This is a genomic window from Pseudomonas protegens (assembly GCF_013407925.2).
GTDB classification, from domain to species: domain Bacteria; phylum Pseudomonadota; class Gammaproteobacteria; order Pseudomonadales; family Pseudomonadaceae; genus Aquipseudomonas; species Aquipseudomonas fluorescens_AP.
The window spans coordinates 5,101,725-5,121,187 of sequence record NZ_CP060201.1; the positions used below are offsets into that span (position 1 = coordinate 5,101,725).

Sequence of the window (19,463 nt, forward strand, 5' to 3'; positions counted from 1 at the left end):
TCATGACCGATGTTCGTCATTGCCCGGCGGTATTGATCGCCGCGCCGGCTTCCGGCCAGGGCAAGACCACCGTGACCGCTGCCCTGGCTCGTCTGCACCGCAACCAGGGGCGCAAGGTACGGGTGTTCAAATGCGGCCCGGACTTTCTCGACCCGATGATTCTCGAACGTGCCAGCGGCGCTCCGGTGTATCAGCTGGACATGTGGATGGTGGGCGAACAGGAAAGCCGGCGCCTGCTCTGGGAAGCGGCGGCTGACGCCGACCTGATCCTGATCGAAGGGGTCATGGGGCTGTTCGACGGCACCCCCTCCAGTGCCGATCTGGCGCGGCATTTCGGGGTGCCGGTGCTGGGGGTGATCGATGGCACCGCCATGGCCCAGACCTTCGGCGCGCTGGCCCTGGGCTTGGCCCGCTATCAGCCGGACCTGCCGTTCGCCGGGGTGCTGGCCAACCGGGTCGGCACCTTGCGTCACGCGCAGTTGCTCGAAGGCAGCCTTACCGAGGGTTTGCGCTGGTACGGCGCCCTGTCCCGGGAAACCGATATCGAACTGCCCAGCCGGCACCTGGGGCTGGTGCAGGCCCGTGAACTGAATGATCTCGACTTGCGCCTGGATGCCGCCGCCGAGGCGCTGGCCAGCAGCTGTCAGGTGGAGTTGCCGCCCGCCGTGAGTTTTGCCGCGCCAACGCCAGTGGTTTGCGAGCCCTTGCTGGAGGGCGTGCGCATTGCTGTGGCGCGGGACGAGGCGTTTGCCTTTACCTACGGCGCCAGCCTCGATCTGTTGCGGGCCATGGGCGCGCAATTGCATTTCTTCTCCCCTATCCACGACACGACACTGCCGCAGGCAGACAGCCTGTACCTGCCCGGTGGCTACCCGGAATTGCATCACCAGGCCCTGGCGCAGAACGGCGCCATGCTCGACGCCATTCGTGCCCACCATGCTGCGGGCAAGCCATTGCTCGCCGAGTGTGGCGGCATGCTGTACCTGCTCGACTCCCTGACCGACGTCGACGGCCAGTGTGCCGAGCTGCTGGGCTTGCTGCCCGGCGCGGCGGTGATGCAGAAGCGCCTGGCGGCCCTGGCCTTGCAGGCCGTGGAGTTGCCGGAAGGCAGCTTGCGTGGCCATACCTACCATCACTCCCTGACCACCACAGCCCTTGAGCCGATTGCCCGGGGCATCAGTCCCAACGGTGGGCGGGGGGCTGAGGCGGTGTACCGCGACGGGCGGATGACCGCTTCCTATGTGCATTTCTACTTTCCGTCCAATTCGGCGGCGGTGGCGGCGTTGTTCGCTCCGGCTCCTGCAGGGGGGGTGAGCGGTGAGTGAGCAGGCATTTTCTGCGGCGGAGCGTGCGGCCGTGTATCGCGCCATCGCCGAACGTCGGGACATGCGGCATTTTGCCGGTGGCAGTGTCGAGCCCGAGTTGCTGCGGCGCTTGCTGGAGGCGGCGCATCAGGCGCCCAGTGTGGGGCTGATGCAGCCCTGGCGTTTTATCCGCATCAGCGATCGCCCGTTGCGTGGGCGCATCCAGCAGTTGGTGGAGGAGGAGCGGGTGCGCACTGCCGAGGCGCTGGGCGAGCGTTCCGACGAGTTCATGCAGCTCAAGGTCGAAGGCATCCACGACTGTGCCGAGGTGCTGGTGGCGGCATTGATGGATGGCCGTGAGCGGCATGTCTTTGGTCGGCGCACCCTGCCGGAAATGGACCTGGCCTCGCTGTCCTGCGCCATTCAGAACCTCTGGCTGGCGGCCCGCAGCGAAGGCCTGGGCCTGGGCTGGGTGTCGCTGTTCGAGCCCCAGGCCCTGGCCGACCTGCTGGGATTGCCCGCCGGAGCCAAGCCCTTGGCCGTGTTGTGCCTGGGCCCGGTGACCGAGTTCTATCCGGCGCCGATGCTGGCGCTGCAGGGCTGGGCGCAGCCCCGGCCATTGAGTGAGTTGCTGTATGAGAATTACTGGGGAGTGAGTCAATGAGCGTGGCGTTGCTGAGTGTCGCCGGGGTGGCGCTGGATGCGTTGCTGGGCGAGCCCAAGCGCTGGCATCCGCTGGTGGCCTTCGGCCGCATGGCGGATCGTATCGAGCAGCGTTTCAACGCCGCCGGCCGGGGCTGGCGCAGTCATGGGGTCAGCGCCTGGGTACTGGCGGTGCTGCCCCTGACCCTGGTGGCCACGGCTCTGTCCTGGCTGCCCTACATCGGTTGGCTGGTGGAGATCGTTGCTCTGTATTGCGCCCTGGGCCTGCGCAGCCTCGGCGAGCACGTCGAGCCGGTGGCTCAGGCTCTGCGCAGCGACGACCTGGATGAGGCCCGGCGTCGGGTCGGTTTTCTGGTGAGCCGTCAGACCAGTGAGCTGGATGCCACCGAAGTGGCGCGGGCTGCCACTGAGTCGGTGTTGGAAAACGGCAGCGATGCGGTGTTCGCCGCCTTGTTCTGGTTTGCCGTGGCCGGTGCGCCGGGGGTGGTGCTCTATCGCCTGAGCAACACCCTGGATGCCATGTGGGGTTATCGCAACGAGCGCTTCGAGCGTTTCGGCTGGGCGGCGGCGCGGATCGACGACCTGCTCAACTATATTCCTGCGCGCCTGGTGGCCCTGACCTATGCCGTGCTGGGCAAGACTCGTCTGGCGCTCAAATGCTGGTGGCGCCAGGGGCCGACCTGGGACAGTCCCAATGCCGGCCCGGTCATGGCGGCCGGAGCGGGTGCCCTGGGTGTGGAACTGGGCGGCGCAGCGATTTATCACGGTGAGTTGCATCAGCGTCCGCAACTGGGCGAAGGCGAGCCGGCCAGTGCCGATTCCATCGATCGTGGCTGGCAGTTGGTGCAGCGGGGTATCTGGCTGTGGTTGTTGATTCTGTGCCTGGGGGCTGAATTCTATGCTTGAGCACGGTGGAAGGTTGCGCAAGGCGGCCCAGGAATACGGGATCGCCGAAGAGGCCTGGCTGGACCTGTCCAGCGGATTGGCGCCCTGGCCGTTTCCTGTTCCGGACATTCCCTTGCGGGCCTGGGCGCGCTTGCCGGAAACCGATGACGGCCTGGAGCAGGCGGCCTGTGCCTACTACGGTGCCAGCGAGGTATTGCCGGTGGCCGGTTCCCAGGCCGCGATCCAATTGCTGCCGCGACTGCGGCGGGCGGGCAAGGTCGGGGTGTTGTCGCCCTGTTATGCCGAGCACGCCGAAGCCTGGCGCCGCAGTGGCTACCGGGTGCGAGAGGTGCTGGAGCAGGAAGTGGATTTCTTTCTCGACAGCCTCGATGTGCTGGTGGTGGTCAACCCCAACAACCCCACCGGCCTGAGCCTGACCCCGGAGCGCCTGCTGGACTGGCACGCGCGCTTGGCCCAGCGCGGTGGTTGGCTGGTGGTGGATGAGGCCTTCATGGACAACACCCCGGACCTGAGCCTGGCCCGCCATGCCCATCAGGTGGGGCTGATTGTCCTGCGCTCGTTCGGCAAGTTCTTTGGCCTGGCTGGCGTGCGCCTGGGGTTTGTCCTGGCCGAGCGCCGGTTGCTCAAGCTGCTGGCGGAGCAGGTGGGGCCCTGGGCGGTCAGCGGGCCGACCCGGGTGCTGGGGCAGGTGTGCCTGCGGGATATCGACGGGCATGTGCGGCAGCGCCTGCGCAGCGAGGCGGCCAGCCAGCGCCTGAGTGAGGTTCTGGAACGCTTCGGCTTCAAGCCCCAGGGTGGCTGCGCCCTGTTCCAGTGGCTGATCACCGCCGAGGCCGAGCAGCTTTATCAATTCATGGCACGGCGCGGCATTCTGCTGCGGCTGTTCGTCCACAACAGCAGCCTGCGCTTCGGCCTGCCCGCCGACGATGTCGACTGGGCACGCCTGGAGCAGGCGCTGCAGGCCTATCGCAAGGATCACCCATGACCACCCTGATGGTGCAGGGCACCACCTCGGATGCCGGCAAGAGCACGCTGGTGACCGCGCTGTGTCGCTGGCTGTTGCGCCAGGGCGTCAGCGTGGTGCCGTTCAAGCCGCAGAACATGGCGCTCAACAGTGCGGTGACCGCCGACGGCGGTGAAATCGGTCGGGCCCAGGCGGTCCAGGCCCAGGCGGCCAACCTGGCGCCCCACACCGACATGAACCCGGTGTTGCTCAAGCCCAACAGCGACACCGGCTCCCAGGTGATCATTCACGGTCGCGCCGTGACCACCATGAATGCCGTGGCCTATCACGACTACAAGGCCATCGCCATGCAGGCGGTGCTGGCTTCCCATGAGCGCCTGCGGGGTGCCTATGAGGTGGTGATGGTGGAAGGCGCCGGCTCGCCGGCGGAGATCAACCTGCGTGCCGGCGACATCGCCAACATGGGCTTTGCCGAGGCGGTGGACTGCCCAGTGCTGCTGATCGCCGATATCAACCGCGGCGGGGTGTTCGCGCATCTGGTGGGCACCCTGGAACTGCTGTCGCCCAGTGAGCAGGCGCGGGTCAAGGGCTTCATCATCAACCGCTTCCGAGGCGACCTGGCCCTGCTGCAACCGGGACTGGACTGGCTGGAGGCCCGCACCGGCAAGCCGGTGCTCGGGGTGCTGCCCTACGTGCTGGACCTGCACCTGGAAGCCGAGGACGGCATCGATCAGCGTCAGACCGGCAAGGTCGAGCAAGTGCTCAAGGTGGTGGTGCCGGTGTTGCCGCGGATCAGCAACCACACCGACTTCGATCCCCTGCGCCTGCATCCGCAGGTGGATTTGCAGTTCATCGGTCCCGGGCAGGCAATCCCGGCCGCCGATCTGATCATTCTTCCCGGCTCGAAAAGCGTGCGCGGCGATCTGGCCTTTCTGCGAGCCAACGGCTGGGAACGGGCCATCGCCCGGCACTTGCGCTATGGCGGCAAGCTGCTGGGGATCTGTGGCGGCCTGCAGATGCTTGGCAAGCAGTTGCACGATCCCCTGGGCCTGGAAGGCGCCGCCGGTTCCAGCCCGGGCCTGGGCCTGCTGGACTTTGTCACCGTGCTTGAGGAAGAGAAGCAGCTGCGCAATGTTCGTGGCCACCTGAGCCTGGAGCAGGCCGCGATCAGCGGGTACGAGATTCACGCCGGGGTCACCCGCGGCCCGGCCCTGGAGCAGCCGGCGGTGCTGTTGGACGATGGACGTCGCGACGGCGCTTGCAGCGCCGATGGGCAGATTCTCGCCACCTACCTGCATGGTCTGTTCGAAAGCCCGGCGGCCTGCAGTGCGCTGTTGCGCTGGGCGGGCCTTGAGGCGGTCCAGGAGGTGGACTACCACGCCTTGCGCGAGCGCGATATCGAGCGTCTGGCGGACCTGGTGGAGCGGCATCTGGACACCGCCGCGCTGCTCACCCTCTGTGGTCGCTAGAACCGCGGTGAACATTCATTTCAAAGGTGCTCAAGCATGCTGCAACTGATTCTCGGCGGTGCCCGTTCCGGCAAGAGTCGCCTGGCCGAACAACTCGCCAGCGACAGCGCCCTGCAGGTCACCTACATCGCCACCAGCCAGCCCCTGGATGGCGAGATGAACCAGCGTATCGTCCATCATCGCGAACGCCGACCAAGTCATTGGGGCCTGATCGAAGAGCCGCTAGAACTGGCCCGGGTGTTGCAGCAAGCCGCCGCCCCCGGGCATTGCCTGCTGGTGGATTGCCTGACCCTGTGGTTGACCAACCTGCTGATGCTGGACGACCAGGAGCGTCTGCAGGCCGAGCGCGACGCCTTGTTGCAGTGCCTGCCCGGGCTGCCGGGAACGATCATTTTTGTCAGCAACGAAACCGGAATGGGTGTCGTGCCGCTGGGCGAATTGACTCGCCGTTACGTGGATGAAGCCGGTTGGCTGCATCAAGCTCTGGCCGAGCGCTGTCAGCGTGTGGTGCTGACGGTGGCCGGCCTGCCCCTGACTTTGAAAGGAACTGCGTTATGAGTAACTCCTGGTGGCTGAATCCATGCAAGGCGATCGATGCGCAGAGGGTCGAGCAAGCATTGGCGCGACAGCAGCAACTGACCAAGCCGGCCGGCTCGCTCGGCCAACTGGAGCCTTTAGCGGTGCGCCTGGCCGGTTTGCAGGGGCGGCTCAAGCCTGGCCTGGAGCGGCTGTGGATCGCGATCTTCGCCGGTGATCACGGGGTGGTCGCCGAAGGGGTGTCCGCCTATCCGCAAGAGGTCACCGGGCAGATGCTGCTGAACTTTGTCAGTGGCGGAGCAGCGATCAGCGTGCTGGCGCGGCAACTGGGGGCGCAACTGGAAGTGGTGGACCTGGGAACGGTGGCGTCCGGCTTGAACCTGCCGGGGGTGCGCCACCTGAACCTGGGAGCGGGTACGCAGAATTTTGTCCAGGGACCGGCCATGACTCCGGATCAGGGCGAGCAAGCCCTGCAGGCCGGGCGCGACAGCGTGCTGCGGGCCCGGGCCGAGGGTGCCCAGCTGTTTATCGGCGGTGAAATGGGCATTGGCAACACCACGGCTGCCAGCGCCATTGCCTGTGCCTTGCTGGATATTCCGGTGGCGCAGTTGGCCGGTCCGGGCACCGGCCTGAATGCCGCTGGAGTCAACCACAAGGCTCAAGTGATCGAGCGGGCCCTGGCGCTGCATGCCGCCTCCCGTGGCGATGCCCTGCAAACCCTGTTCAACCTGGGCGGCTTTGAAGTGGCGGCGCTGGTGGGCGCCTATCTGGCCTGTGCCCAGGAAGGCATCGCGGTGCTGGTGGATGGCTTTATCTGCAGCGTCGCGGCGCTGGTGGCGGTGCGCCTGAATCCGGCCTGTCGCCCCTGGCTGCTGTTTGCCCACCAGGGGGCTGAGCCGGGGCACCTGCATGTGTTGCAGACCCTGGAGGCCGAGCCGCTGCTGGACCTGGGCTTGCGTCTGGGTGAGGGCAGCGGTGCGGCGCTGGCGGTGCCATTGCTGCGTCTGGCCTGCGATCTGCACGGGCAGATGGCGACCTTCGCCGAGGCGGCGGTGGCGGATCGCCCGGCATGACCTTGCACCTGGACCTGTTGCGCCACGGGGAAACCGAACTGGGCGGCGGCTTGCGCGGCAGCCTGGATGACGCCCTGACGGAGCGTGGTTGGCAACAGATGCTTGACGGGGTCCAGGGGCGCGGGCCTTGGGATCGGATCGTCAGTTCGCCGTTGCAGCGCTGTTCGCGGTTTGCCGAGCAATTGGCCGCACAACTGCACCTGCCCCTGAGTCTGGCGCCTGATCTGCGGGAGCTGCATTTTGGCGCCTGGGAAGGACGCAGCGCGGCGGCGCTGATGGACACCGAGGCTGAGGATCTGGGGCGTTTCTGGGCCGATCCCTACAGCTTCACACCGCCTGAGGGCGAGCCGGTGGCGGACTTTTCCCGGCGGGTGCTGGCGGCCATTGATGGCCTGTACCAGTCGTGGGCCGGGCAGCGGGTGCTGTTGATCAGTCATGGCGGGGTCATGCGCCTGCTGCTGGCTCGGGCGCGGGGGCTGCCCCGGGAGCAGTTGTTGAGTGTCGAAGTCAGTCACGGCGCGTTGTTCAGCCTGAATGTCTCCCCGGGTCGGCTGAGCGAGGAGGGCTGAGATGCTGCCATTCTGGATTGCCTTGCAGTTTCTCAGCAGCTTACCGGTGCGCTTGCCGGGCATGCCGGAACCCCAGGAGTTGGGGCGCTCCCTGTTGTTCTATCCGCTGGTAGGGCTGTTGTTTGGTGTGTTGCTGTGGGGGGTGAACGCTCTGCTCGGTGGTACGCCGTTGTTGGTGCACGCGGCGCTGCTGTTGGCTGCCTGGGTCCTGCTCAGCGGAGGTTTGCATCTGGATGGTTTGGCTGACAGCGCCGATGCCTGGCTGGGGGGCTTTGGCGATCGCGAGCGTACCTTGAGCATCATGAAGGACCCGCGCAGCGGACCGATCGCGGTGGTGACCCTGGTGCTGGTGCTGTTGCTCAAGTTCACCGCGTTGGTGGCGCTGATCGAGCAGCAGCAGGCTTTCGCCTTGTTGCTGGCGCCGTTGATCGGGCGTGCGGCGCTGCTCGGGTTGTTCCTCAGTACGCCCTATGTTCGCGCCGGCGGTCTGGGACAGGCTCTGGCCGATCACCTGCCGCGGCTAGCGGGGCGGCAGGTGTTGGGAGTGAGCGTGCTCGGTTGTTTGCTGCTGGGCGGCTACCGCGGACTCTGGGCGCTGCTGCTGGCGCTGGTGCTGTTTGTCTGGCTGCGACACTTGATGATGCGGCGTTTGGGCGGCACCACTGGCGACACCGCCGGGGCGCTGCTGGAGTTGCTGGAAGTAACCGTGCTGCTGGCGGTGGTGGCATTTTGAGGCAGATCCGGATCTGCCGATTGAGTTGAAAATTCTTGCCTTGAATTAATCGCGGGTATATACACGCACCATGCTTCCCTCTCAGTGTTTGTGCACCAATCTGCGTCGTGCCGCGCGTGGCGTCAGCAGGTATTACGACGGCGCCCTCGATGGCTTCGGCATCAACGTCGCCCAGTATTCCTTGCTGAACAATCTGCTGCGTCTCGATCAGCCGAGCATTTCCAGCCTGGCGGAGGCCATGGGCCTGGATCGCAGTACCCTGGGACGTAATGTGCGGGTGCTGGAGGCGGCCGGTCTGGTCCGCTTGCTGGAAGGTGACGATCAGCGCAATCGCCTGGTGCAACTGACCGAGGCGGGGCACGAGCGCCTGGCGGCGGCCTTGCCGGCCTGGGAGGCCGCTCAGCAGCGACTGATCGATCGTTTGGGCGCGCAGAAGCGTGAAACCTTGTTGGCCTTGCTGAACGAACTGGCCTGACGCCGATTCGTTCGATTACAAGCGGGTATATACCCGTAACTGGAGAATAAAAATGTCATCGATGTGGCGCACCAGCGGTTGGGTCCTCCTCGGCAGTGCATTGATCCTGGCGCTGTCCCTGGGCGTGCGGCACGGTTTTGGCCTGTTTCTGCCGCCCATGAGCGCGCAGTTCGGTTGGGGGCGTGAAGTGTTCGCCTTTGCCATTGCCCTGCAGAACCTGATCTGGGGGCTGGCCCAGCCCTTTACCGGAGCCCTGGCCGATCGTTTTGGGGCTGCCAGGGTGGTGTTGATCGGCGGCGTGCTGTACGCGGTCGGGCTGGTGTTCATGGGGCTTTCGGATTCGGCGCTGAGCTTGTCCCTGAGTGCCGGGTTGCTGATTGGCATCGGTTTGTCCGGCACTTCCTTCTCGGTGATTCTCGGGGTGGTCGGTCGTGCCTTGCCGCCGGAAAAGCGCAGCATGGGCATGGGGATCGCCAGTGCCGCAGGCTCCTTTGGCCAATTCGCCATGCTCCCGGGAACCCTGGGGCTGATCGGCTGGCTGGGCTGGTCGACGGCATTGCTGGTGCTGGGGCTGCTGGTGGCGCTGATCGTGCCGCTGGTCAGCATGCTCAAGGACAAGCCGCTGCCGGTGCTGGGGCATGAACAGAGCCTGGGCGAGGCCCTGCGTGAAGCCTGCTCTCATTCGGGGTTCTGGTTGCTGGCGTTCGGCTTCTTTGTCTGTGGTTTCCAGGTGGTGTTCATTGGCGTGCATCTGCCGGCCTATCTGGTGGATCAGCATCTACCGGCGACAGTCGGAACCACGGTGCTGGCGCTGATCGGCTTATTCAACATCTTTGGCACTTACACGGCGGGCTGGTTGGGCGGACGGATGTCCAAGCCACGGCTGTTGACCGGTCTGTACCTGTTGCGGGCGGTGGTGATCGGCCTGTTCCTGTGGCTGCCGGTGACCCAGACCAGTGCCTACCTGTTCGGCATGGCCATGGGCTTTCTCTGGCTGTCCACCGTGCCCTTGACCAACGGCACGGTCGCCACCTTGTTCGGGGTCAGGAACCTGTCCATGCTTGGCGGCATCGTGTTTCTGTTCCATCAGTTGGGCTCGTTCCTTGGTGGTTGGCTGGGGGGCGTGGTGTATGACCGTACCGGGAGTTATGACTTGATCTGGCAGGTGGCGATTCTTCTCAGTCTGTTGGCCGCGGCTCTCAATTGGCCGGTGCGCGAGCGGCCGGTGGCGCGCTTGCAGGCGAGTGCAGCGTGAAGTCATGGCTGGGTTGGAGTGCCGGCCTGGGCGTCGGCATTGGGCTGCTGTGGCTGGCCTGGTGGGGATGGCATCGCGGCGGGCTGGCGCTGATGCAGTTGGGCATGGGTGCTTGCTAGGTGGGCAGAGGGGCGAGTAACGTCGATATCCGACGACTATTGAAGGACGTTGAACATGGCTAAGCGCTGGTTTGTGGTTCCGGCATTACTCACATTGTTTGCAGGTTCGGCCTGGGCGGCGGATTGTCCGGCGTTACTGCAGGGATCTGTACCCAAGTTGCACGCCAAGGAGTCCATCGATCTGTGCCAGCGCTTTGCCGGCAAGCCGCTGGTGGTGGTCAATACCGCGAGCTTCTGTGGCTTTGCTCCGCAATTCAAAGGCCTTGAAGCGCTGTATCAGCGTTACAAGGAGCAGGGGCTGGAGGTGGTAGGCGTACCGTCCAATGACTTCAAGCAGGAGTCCAAGGACGGGGCCGAGACGGCCAAGGTCTGCTACGTCAACTATGGCGTGACCTTCACCATGACCGAGCCGCAGAAGGTGCTGGGGGCGGATGCGGTGCATCTGTTCAAGGTATTGGCGCAGCAGAGCAGCGCGCCGAAGTGGAATTTCTACAAGTACGTGGTGGATCGGCAGGGCAATGTGATTGCCAGCTTTTCCAGCCTGACCAAGCCGGATAATCCGGAATTCATAGAGGCGGTGGAGAAGGCGTTGGCGTCGAAGTCTTGAGCAAGCATCCATTGACCAATAAAAAACCCGCAATTGCGGGTTTTTTATTGGCTTGAAGCTGAGCGGTCTACCGTTCGTTAGAACTTGTAGGTAGCGCCCAGGCCATAGCCCCATGCGCTGTTCTGGTAGGTAGCGCTGTAAGCGTTGCCCTTGCCGGTTCTGTTGACGTTGACGTCTTCTTCCTTGAGGTAGGAAACCGCCAGGTCCAGAGTCAGGTCATCAGTCGGGCTGTAGCCGGCACCAAAGCTGATGGCCTTACGGTCACCGGTAGGGATACGAACCGAACGATCGGTGTTGTTGGTTGGTGCCTGGTCAACCGAGAGGCCGCTGCGCAGAACCCACTCTTTGTTGACTTTGTAGGAAACACCAATCGCCGAGGCCCAGGTGTCGTGCCAGTTCTGTGGTTCGGAAATGGTGCCGATCGGGCCGGCGGAGCCGCCGAGCAGGGCTGGAACGCCCTGGTTGTTTACGGTGATGTCTTTCAGGCGGCTCCAGCGAGTCCAGGTGCTACCTGCGTAGACGGTCCATTGGTCATCCAGTTTCTGGGTGACCGAGAAGTCGACGACTTCCGGGGTGGTGATGTCCAACGAAGCATCGTAACGGCCGCCGTTGAAAGGACCGAAGCCCGGGCCTGCGATGTCGGTGTGGCCGTCCAGCTTGTACTTGACCTTCGAGTGGTAGGTCAGGCCCAGGCGAGTGGTCTCGGTAGGCTGGACGATGATGCCGACGTTGTAGCCGATGGCGGTGTCGTCACCCTTGATCTTCACGCTGCCGTCATTGCGGCCGAAGAGCGCAGGGTTTGGAAACGGGGTCGCGGAAGTCAGTTCACCGCTCAGACGGTTGATGGTCGGGCCAAAGCCGATCGACACCATATCGTTGAAGGCATAGCTGACGGTGGGTTGCAGGGTAATGACCTTGACTACGCTCTTGTCGCCGTAATAACGGCTGGCAGAGGAAGGTTCATAGTTGGTAACCAGGCCGAAGGGGGCGTAGGCGCCCAGACCCAATGCCCAGCCGTTGCCCAGTTGTTTGACGAAGAACCCCATAGGAACGCTGGTGAACGGAACCATGTCGCCATCGCTGGTGCCGCCGGGAGGGCCACCTTTGACGTTTTTCAGATTGGTCTTGGCATCGATTGCTGCTACGCCGACGGTTACTTGGTCGCGCTTCAGCAGGGACATACCCGCAGGGTTCCCGTAAACGGTGCTGGCATCTTCGGCAGAAGAGGAGCGCCCCGCGAAACCAGTACCCATGCCGCTAATGCTTTGTTCGTTAAGAGCAAAGCCGCTGGCAAATAGCTGGGTAGAGGCAAGTGCAACCGCGAGACTTATGGTGGATTTGAGCATTACTTTTTTCATTATTAGAACTCCTGGTGATCACCGAGGCGAAAATTACCAACATTTCGGCTACGGCGCTATAGGCTAAATCAGTAGATTTTCCGGGTTTTTGTAGGACAATCCGACCAGAATCGGCTTTTTTCTCCGATTTTGTAAAAGCCGGTGTCAGCAGGCGACTTGGCTCAGCGGCGAAACGCAGTTTTGCCAGGCGCAGGCGAAATCTCTCAAACGTCCTTGTGGTTGAAAGGTCTTCCTCCAGATGCGGGCCATGCCGAGCAGATCGTCGGCTGCGGGGAGCGGGGTGTGTTGTTGTTCCACCAGCAGCCAGGCGATGGCGGTGGCGTAACGCAGATTGACGGTCAGTTCCAGGTGCGGTCCGGCGAGGAACGCGTGCTGGCTGGCCAGTCCTCTCACCAGGCTGGCCCGTTCCGGGTCCAGCGCCAGGTAGTGATCCCATAGGGCCTGGTGGCGCACTTCGGTGATGCGATACAGACCGTGGCCGCGGCGATCGTGCAGTGCCGAGCCCAGCGCCGATTGACTGGCGGCAATGCCCAGCAACAAGGCTTCAGCGGTTTTGCTATGACTGCCCAGGTACATCAGCGTCGGGCGAATGACATAGCGGCACAACTCGCTGGCGGCGATACCCATAATGCCCTCGAGGGGGGAAGGTGGCCGGCGAAACCCGAAGGTGCTTGGCAGCGATGAAAGGATCAGGTTTGCCGGAAGCGGCACGTGCCGCCTGACTTGAAGTGTAGTGTCATATCTACGTTGTAAAGGCCTGTTTTTAAAACATTTCCAAGCTCTTGTTATAAGCCTTATACCTATTGGTGCTTTGGCTGGAGGAGTGGATTGGCAAATCACAGGCAATAAAAAGCCCCGCGATCAGGCGAGGCTCTTGGGTTTTCAGCGTTGCGGCGTATCAGGCCACCAGGGCCTGGCGTGTACGCTCGATCACGGCCTGCAGCGGTTCGGCGCTGGAGTATTGATCGGGATACAGGCGTTCGCTGTGACGGGCGATGCCGTGTTCATTCACCAGGGTGAAGCTGAAGCAGCCTTTGCGAGTGGCCATGATCAGGCAGTTCAACGGAGCAAAAGCGTGGGTTAGGGTGCGAATGGCATCCTGAGTCTGGAGTTGAGTGGACATAATTATTAGGTGTTCCTACAAATGACACGGTTAAGAGCCGTGCAGCGTTAAAACGTTCCAGTAACGTCGACCACCATTGGTCAGACGAAGAACCCGACTGGAACAAAGCAGCCAGTTGCAGCGCTTTAATAAGGTTGCGCTAGGGGCTGGCAGGTAGGTACTTAGGAGGGCAGGCAACACAACAAGGGCAAAGGTTCTGTGCCCAGGGTGGCGATCCTGATCAATTTGCAGGTTGGTTCGGTCAGAGTAAGTAACTTGGGCACGGCCTTTGATCGTTTCAAGGGCGGTGTCAGTTTGAGAATTACCTGGAAACCAGCGAGGTGGTCGGTCCTTGATATACGACGTTGTTCTCGTTTGGAGAGGTGTCGGCGGGACTTGTTCGACCAGAATTGACTTTCAGCTTGGTACTAACGGGGCGGATTCTATTGGGTTGAAGGCAGGAATGCAAGTGTGCTAAGAAAAATATGTCCTGGGCAGAGACATCGCAGGGAGGCGATTGTGTCACCTTCGACGCGGCTGGGTGTACGAAAGTGGTGCATTGCCGACGTTAATGTGCGCAGGGTTGTGCACACTTGTTGTGCCACATGTCACCCGGCTGTCACCTTCCCCAGTGCGCTTCCTATAGCCTGTCTCAAGAATTTAAGTCAATGATAAATATCGTCTTTTTTTGCTGGTGAAAAAATCGTCAGTTTGACTGGAAGGCCCGTCTCATGGGGCTTTGGGAGGGTTGTGGAGGGGTTGTCCACTGAGTTATCCACAGCTTCTGTGGATTGTCCCAAGCGCTTGCTCTAGCACGGGCATGCTGGCTCTTTTGGTCTTTACCCGAGCGAAAAAAGGAGTAGAGTGGCGCGCCTTCCGATCTGCCCCACAGTGTTTTATGAAGTTTCGCTCAGTATCACCCTCTGTTACCGCCCCTCTTGCCAGTGTTACCGAACCCAAGCGCTTTTCCCTGCGGGTTGCCCTGTGGCTGCTGGACAGTCCACGCTTGGGACACAACACCAACGTCAAGTACTTTGCCGGGCGTTTGCTCAAGCAGCCTGCGCGTGATGGCGTGGTGGCTGCACAGAGTCGCCTGGGGCAGTTGATGTGCCGCGAGTGCGGCAATGCCCGGGACCGTCGTATCGGTCACGATCTGTTGCGCCAGGCTGCCCGTGCCGGCGACCGCCGTGCGCAACTTGAGCTGGGGCGGATCGAAGACTGAGCTGTCCAACCTCCGGTGGCTTGGTTAACCTTCGTTCCTTATTTCGATGACAGGAATCGTTATGGCTATGGACTTGACCAGCCTGCTGCTCGGCCTGGCGGGTGCGGCGTTGCCGTTACTGATGCTGGCCTGGCAGCTGCAGCGGCGTGCCAGTTCCAGCCAGAGCGAGCTGTCTGTGCTGGAAGAGCGTCTGGCCACTGCCCAACTGGCTCAGGAGGGCCTGGCCGCGCAGTTGGATGCCAGCCGCGATGAAGTCAGTGATCTGAGTCAGGCCAACGCCCTCAAGCAGGCCGACCTGGCCGCCTTGCGTCGTGAAGTGGAACTGCTGCAGATCGAGCGTGACAACGCCCGTGATGCGGCCCACGCCTGGAACCTGGAGCGGGCAGCCAAAGAGAACGAACTGCGTCGTCTGGATGCCCTGGCCGCCTCGTTGCACGCCGAACTGCGCGAGCAGCAGGAAAGCCACCAGCAGCGCCTGAGCGATTTGCAGGGTTCGCGGGACGAGTTGCGAGCCCAGTTTGCCGAGCTGGCGGGCAAGATTTTCGACGAGCGCGAACAGCGTTTCGCCGAAACCAGCCAGCAGCGTCTGGGGCAATTGCTGGACCCGCTCAAGGAGCGCATCCAGTCGTTCGAGAAGCGGGTCGAGGAAAGCTATCAGGCCGAGGCTCGTGAGCGGTTTTCCCTGGCCAAGGAGCTGGAGCGCCTGCAGCAACTGAATCTGCGTCTGAGCGATGAGGCCACCAACCTGACTCGCGCCCTCAAGGGCCAGAAGACCCAGGGCAACTGGGGCGAGCTGATACTTGAGCGGGTCCTGGAGCACGCCGGCCTGGAAAAAGGGCGCGAATACCAGACCCAGGTCAGCCTCAAGGGGCCGGATGGCGAGCGTTTCCAGCCCGATGTACTGATCATGCTGCCGGGTGACAAGCAGGTGGTGGTGGACTCCAAAGTCAGCCTCACCGCCTATCAGCAGTATGTCGGCAGCGATGATCCACAGGTTGCCCAGGCGGCCCTGAAGCAGCATGTGCTGTCTCTGCGCAACCACGTCAAAGGCCTGGCCGGCAAGGACTACAAGCGCCTTGAAGGGCTGCACAGCCTCGACTTCGTGCTGCTGTTCGTGCCCATTGAGGCGGCGTTTTCCGCTGCGCTGCAGGCCGAGCCCAATCTGTTTCAGGAAGCCTTCGACCGGCACATCGTGATTGTCAGCCCGACCACCTTGCTGGCCACGCTGCGGGTGATCGACAGCCTGTGGAAACAGGAGCGCCAGAGTCAGAATGCCCGGGAAATCGCCGAGCGCGCAGGCTGGTTGTATGACAAGTTCGTGCTGTTTATCCAGGACCTGGATGAAGTCGGCAATCGCCTGCAGCAGTTGGACAAGGCTTACTCGGCGGCGCGTAACAAGCTGACCGAGGGCCGGGGCAACCTGGTCAGCCGCAGTGAACAGCTCAAGTTGCTGGGCGCCCGTGCCAGCAAGAGCCTGCCGAGCGATTTGCTGGAGCGGGCGATGACCGATGCCGAAGGGCGCGAACTGGAGTGGCCGGAGTAATCCGGCACAGGTTCAGCCCAGCGGCAGATGCCGGCTCAGCAGGGCGCGCAAGGCGGCCGGTTTGACCGGCTTGGCCAGGTAATCCAGCCCCGCCGCGTGCACCTGGGCGATCATCTCCGGACGCCCATCGGCACTGATCACCACGCCAGGCACCGGTTCCCCCAGTTGGGTGCGGAGCCAGGCCATGACGTCGGTGCCGGTTTCGCCATCGTCCAGGTGGTAATCCACCAACGCCAATTGCGGGCGAATGCCTTCCTTGAGCAGCGCCGCGCACTCCTCGCGGTTGCGCGCGGTCCAGACCTGGCAGCCCCAGCGCGTCAACAGGCTATTCATGCCGATCAGGATGCTGTCTTCATTGTCCACGCAGAGCACTTGCCCGCCATTGAGCGACTGGCCGTTGACCTCGGCGGCCTTGCCCGGAGCAATTGCGCTGCTGCGGGCCAGGGGCACGCTGACGCTGAACACGCTGCCCTGGCCGGGCCAGGAGCGTACCTGCAGAGGGTGGCCGAGCACCCGGCACAGGCCATCGGCAATCGCCAGGCCCAGGCCCAGGCCTTTTTCGGCGCGGGTCTGGTGGCTGTCCAGGCGCTTGAACTCCTCGAAGATCACCTGCTGCTTGTCCTGGGGGATGCCCGGTCCACGGTCCCAGACTTCCAGGCTCAATGAGTCGCCGCGACGGCGTACCCCCAGCAGCACCGGCCCCTTGGCGTAGCGGAAGGCGTTGGTGAGGAAGTTCTGCAGGACCCGGCGCAAGAGCTTGCTGTCACTGTCGACCCGCAAGCGACTGCCGCGCACGCGAAATTGCAGGTTCTGTTCCTGGGCCAGGGCCTTGAATTCCGCCCCCAGGGTGTCAAACAGTTCGTTGAGCACGAAGGGCTTGCGCTCAGGGGTGATCTTGCCGTTCTCCAGGCGCGAGATGTCCAGCAGGTCGCTGATCAGGTCTTCCGCGGAGCGCAACGAGCTGTCCAGGTGCTGCACCAGTTGCTGGGCTTCGGGCGAGAGTCCGTCGTCCTGATGGGAGAGGGCGGCGGAAAACAGTCTTGCAGCGTTCAGGGGTTGCATCAGGTCGTGGCTGACGGCGGCAAGGAAACGGGTCTTGGACTGGTTGGCGGCTTCCGCCGTGCCCTTGGCCTCGGTCAGTGCGGCGTTGAGCTGGGACAGTTCATGGGTGCGTTCCGCCACCCGCTGCTCCAGGCCTTCGTTGGCCTCGGTGAGCGCCTGCTCGGCCTCACGGAAGGGAGTGATGTCGGTGAAGCTCATGACGAAGCCGCCGCCGGGCATCGGATTGCCGATCAGCTCGATGACCCGGCCATTGGGGAACAGGCGCTCGGAGGTATGGGCCCGCCCCTGGCGCATCCAGTGCAGGCGCCGGGCGACATGGACTTCCGCTTCTCCCGGGCCACACAGGCCACGTTCGGCGTTGTGGCGAATGATGTCGGCAATCGGCCGGCCGACGCTGATCAGGCCGTCGGGGTAATCGAACAGCTCCAGGTAGCGACGGTTCCAGGCCACCAGTTTCAGCGACTGGTCCACCACGCTGATGCCCTGGGTGATGTTTTCGATGGCCCCTTGCAGCAGGGCGCGGTTGAACTGCAGCACCTCCGAGGCTTCGTCGGCGATGCGCACCACGTCTTCAAGCTGCATCTCCCGGCCTTCGATGGCAGCCTTGACCACGGCGCGGGTCGAGGAGGCGCCAAGGACACCGGCGAGCAGGCGTTCGGTGTGGGCGATCCATTCGCCATCGGCGTTTTGATTGGGGTTGAAGCCTTTGCCCTGGCGATAGGCGAAGCGAATGAAGCTCTGGCGGGCGCGCTCCTCGCCGACGAAGCGCGCGGCGAGTTTCAGCAGGTCGTCGATCTGCACCGCCAGCATGGAGCGCGAACTGAGGCGGCCGCTGATTTCCTGGCCGATGAAGCGTCCGGCCTGCCAGTGTTCGGAGACCCGGGTGCGTGACAGCACCGAAACCCAGGCGAACAGGGTGAAGTTGCCGGCCAGGGACAGCACCACGCCCTGGGTCAGGGGCGTGATCGGCAGGTGCAGCGGGTTGCCGTGCAGCCAGGCCAGGCCGGGGAAACTGCTCAGGGACCAGCCCAGGCTGTGGGCGGCGATGGGCAGGACCAGGGTGTAGAACCAGATGAAGGTGCCGGCGGCGAGTCCGGCGAACACCCCGCGGCGGTTGGCCTGTTTCCAGTACAGCGCGCCGAGCATGGCCGGTGCCAGTTGGGTCACGGCGGCAAAGGCGATCTGGCCAATGGTCGCCAGGCTGGCGGTGGAGCCTAGCAGGCGATAGCTGACATAGGCCAGCAACAGGATGACCACGATGCTGACCCGGCGCACCGAGAGCATCCAGTGGCGGAACACTTCAAAGGGCCGCTCGGCATTCTTGTGACGCAGCAGCCAGGGCAGCAGCATGTCGTTGGACACCATGGTCGACAGCGCCACGCTGGCCACGATCACCATGCCGGTGGCGGCCGAAGCACCGCCGATGAACGCCAGCAGGGCCAGGGCCGGATGGGCCTGGGCCAGGGGCAGGCTGATGACGAACGAGTCCGGCAATACGCTGCTGGGCAGCAGCATCTGTCCGGCCAGGGCAATGGGCACCACAAACAGCGCCGCCAGGGCCAGGTAGGCCGGGAACACCCATTTGGCCAGGCGCAGGTCCTGGGGTTCGATGTTCTCCACCACGGTGACGTGGAACTGCCGTGGCAGGCAGATGATTGCCATCATCGCCACCCCGGTCTGGACCACCATCGATGGCCAGTTGATGGTTTCCTTCCAGTACTGCTCCAGGCGCGGCGCCAGCATGGCCTGGTTGAACAGGTCGTCGAAACCGTCATACAGGCCAAAGGTGACGAAGGCGCCCACGGCGAGAAAGGCGAACAGCTTGACCAGTGACTCGAAGGCAATCGCCAGCACCATGCCGCGGTGGTGCTCGGTGGCATCCAGGTTGCGGGTGCCGAAGACAATGGTGAACAGCGCCAGGATCAGCGACACGATCAGCGCCGTGTCCTGGGCCCGGGTGCCCATGGCATCGGCCCCGGCGCCGATCAGCAGGTTGACTCCGAGGACGATGCCCTTGAGCTGCAGGGCGATGTAGGGCAGCACGCCCACCAGGCAGATCAAGGCCACCACCACCGCCAGGGATTGGGATTTGCCGTAGCGCGCGGCAATGAAGTCGGCGATCGAGGTGATGTTCTCCTGCTTGCTGATCATCACCATCTTCTGCAGCACCCAGGGCGCGAATACCAGCAGCAGAATGGGCCCCAGGTAGATCGGCAAAAAGGCCCAGAGCTGCTCGGCGGCCTGGCCGACGGCGCCGAAGAAGGTCCAGCTGGTGCAATAGACGGCCAGCGACAGGCTGTATACCCAGGCCCGTACCCGTGGCGGCAGGGGTGTGCTGCGACGATCGCCGTAGAAAGCGATGGCGAACATGATGGCCATATAGGCCAGGGCAACGGCGGCAATCAGCCCGCTGGACAACGACATGGAAACTCCGGAGCAAAGACACCGGGCACCTCAGCCCGGCCAGACAGTCTGGCACGATGTGTCGTTGGCGTCAGTGTC

Annotated in this window: 19 protein-coding genes; 15 read left to right on the top strand and 4 right to left on the bottom strand. The window is 63.5% G+C overall.

Going from position 1 to position 19,463, the window contains the following annotated elements; all coding sequences use genetic code 11:
• Positions 1–2: 2 nt before the first annotated feature.
• From GGI48_RS23795 to GGI48_RS23850, 13 genes are all read left to right on the top strand, one after another.
• Entirely contained in the window at positions 3–1,325 is a 1,323-nt protein-coding gene (locus tag GGI48_RS23795; RefSeq protein ID WP_179600302.1) for a cobyrinate a,c-diamide synthase, read from the top strand.
• Entirely contained in the window at positions 1,318–1,968 is a 651-nt protein-coding gene (gene bluB, locus GGI48_RS23800; protein WP_016966229.1) for a 5,6-dimethylbenzimidazole synthase, read from the top strand. The genes GGI48_RS23795 and bluB overlap by 8 nt, the downstream gene beginning before the upstream one ends.
• Positions 1,965–2,873: an adenosylcobinamide-phosphate synthase CbiB gene (cbiB, locus tag GGI48_RS23805; protein WP_179600304.1), complete on the top strand. Its 909-nt coding sequence runs from the start codon at positions 1,965–1,967 to the stop codon at positions 2,871–2,873. Before bluB ends, cbiB begins: the two co-directional genes overlap by 4 nt.
• Positions 2,866–3,858, top strand: a complete 993-nt coding sequence (gene cobD / locus GGI48_RS23810) for a threonine-phosphate decarboxylase CobD (RefSeq protein WP_179600306.1) — start codon at positions 2,866–2,868, stop codon at positions 3,856–3,858. Before cbiB ends, cobD begins: the two co-directional genes overlap by 8 nt.
• Complete coding sequence (locus GGI48_RS23815; protein WP_179600308.1) at positions 3,855–5,306, top strand: cobyric acid synthase; 1,452 nt, start codon at positions 3,855–3,857, stop codon at positions 5,304–5,306. The genes cobD and GGI48_RS23815 overlap by 4 nt, the downstream gene beginning before the upstream one ends.
• 36 nt (positions 5,307–5,342) lie before the next feature.
• Complete coding sequence (gene cobU, locus GGI48_RS23820) at positions 5,343–5,864, top strand: bifunctional adenosylcobinamide kinase/adenosylcobinamide-phosphate guanylyltransferase (protein ID WP_179600310.1); 522 nt, start codon at positions 5,343–5,345, stop codon at positions 5,862–5,864.
• Positions 5,861–6,916: a nicotinate-nucleotide--dimethylbenzimidazole phosphoribosyltransferase gene (gene cobT / locus GGI48_RS23825; RefSeq protein ID WP_179600312.1), complete on the top strand. Its 1,056-nt coding sequence runs from the start codon at positions 5,861–5,863 to the stop codon at positions 6,914–6,916. The genes cobU and cobT overlap by 4 nt, the downstream gene beginning before the upstream one ends.
• Positions 6,913–7,485, top strand: a complete 573-nt coding sequence (gene cobC / locus GGI48_RS23830; protein ID WP_179600314.1) for an alpha-ribazole phosphatase family protein — start codon at positions 6,913–6,915, stop codon at positions 7,483–7,485. The genes cobT and cobC overlap by 4 nt, the downstream gene beginning before the upstream one ends.
• A gap of 1 nt (position 7,486) precedes the next feature.
• Positions 7,487–8,218: an adenosylcobinamide-GDP ribazoletransferase gene (locus GGI48_RS23835; protein WP_179600316.1), complete on the top strand. Its 732-nt coding sequence runs from the start codon at positions 7,487–7,489 to the stop codon at positions 8,216–8,218.
• 70 nt (positions 8,219–8,288) lie between these two features.
• A complete protein-coding gene (locus GGI48_RS23840) occupies positions 8,289–8,693 on the top strand; it encodes a MarR family winged helix-turn-helix transcriptional regulator (RefSeq protein ID WP_016965798.1) in 405 nt (134 codons plus the stop codon).
• A 52-nt stretch (positions 8,694–8,745) separates the two neighbouring features.
• Complete coding sequence (locus GGI48_RS23845) at positions 8,746–9,948, top strand: MFS transporter (RefSeq protein ID WP_047305611.1); 1,203 nt, start codon at positions 8,746–8,748, stop codon at positions 9,946–9,948.
• A complete protein-coding gene (locus GGI48_RS31225; protein WP_256596705.1) occupies positions 9,945–10,067 on the top strand; it encodes a hypothetical protein in 123 nt (40 codons plus the stop codon). The genes GGI48_RS23845 and GGI48_RS31225 overlap by 4 nt, the downstream gene beginning before the upstream one ends.
• A 55-nt stretch (positions 10,068–10,122) precedes the next feature.
• Positions 10,123–10,674, top strand: coding sequence for a glutathione peroxidase (locus GGI48_RS23850; protein ID WP_103741907.1), 552 nt, complete (start codon positions 10,123–10,125; stop codon positions 10,672–10,674).
• Between the two features lie 77 nt (positions 10,675–10,751).
• Here GGI48_RS23850 and GGI48_RS23855 read toward each other — a convergent pair whose 3' ends face one another.
• From GGI48_RS23855 to GGI48_RS23865, 3 genes are all read right to left on the bottom strand, one after another.
• The gene (locus GGI48_RS23855; RefSeq protein WP_103741906.1) at positions 10,752–12,032 is read right to left on the bottom strand and encodes an OmpP1/FadL family transporter; all 1,281 of its coding nucleotides are present in this window, start codon (positions 12,030–12,032) and stop codon (positions 10,752–10,754) included.
• 144 nt (positions 12,033–12,176) lie between these two features.
• Positions 12,177–12,659 carry a hypothetical protein gene (locus tag GGI48_RS23860; protein ID WP_179600318.1) on the bottom strand — a complete coding sequence of 161 codons (483 nt, stop codon included), beginning with the start codon at positions 12,657–12,659 and terminating at the stop codon, positions 12,177–12,179.
• A 271-nt stretch (positions 12,660–12,930) separates the two neighbouring features.
• The gene (locus GGI48_RS23865) at positions 12,931–13,155 is read right to left on the bottom strand and encodes a hypothetical protein (RefSeq protein ID WP_016967457.1); all 225 of its coding nucleotides are present in this window, start codon (positions 13,153–13,155) and stop codon (positions 12,931–12,933) included.
• A gap of 877 nt (positions 13,156–14,032) precedes the next feature.
• Between GGI48_RS23865 and GGI48_RS23870 the strand changes: the two genes are divergently transcribed.
• Complete coding sequence (locus GGI48_RS23870) at positions 14,033–14,356, top strand: hypothetical protein (protein WP_080963128.1); 324 nt, start codon at positions 14,033–14,035, stop codon at positions 14,354–14,356.
• A 175-nt stretch (positions 14,357–14,531) separates the two neighbouring features.
• Positions 14,532–15,899, top strand: coding sequence for a DNA recombination protein RmuC (gene rmuC, locus GGI48_RS23875; RefSeq protein WP_179602105.1), 1,368 nt, complete (start codon positions 14,532–14,534; stop codon positions 15,897–15,899).
• 12 nt (positions 15,900–15,911) lie between these two features.
• On the opposite strand, the gene GGI48_RS23880 is transcribed toward rmuC, so the two are convergent.
• Complete coding sequence (locus GGI48_RS23880) at positions 15,912–19,385, bottom strand: PAS domain-containing hybrid sensor histidine kinase/response regulator (RefSeq protein WP_179600320.1); 3,474 nt, start codon at positions 19,383–19,385, stop codon at positions 15,912–15,914.
• Between the last annotated feature and the right edge of the window lie 78 nt (positions 19,386–19,463).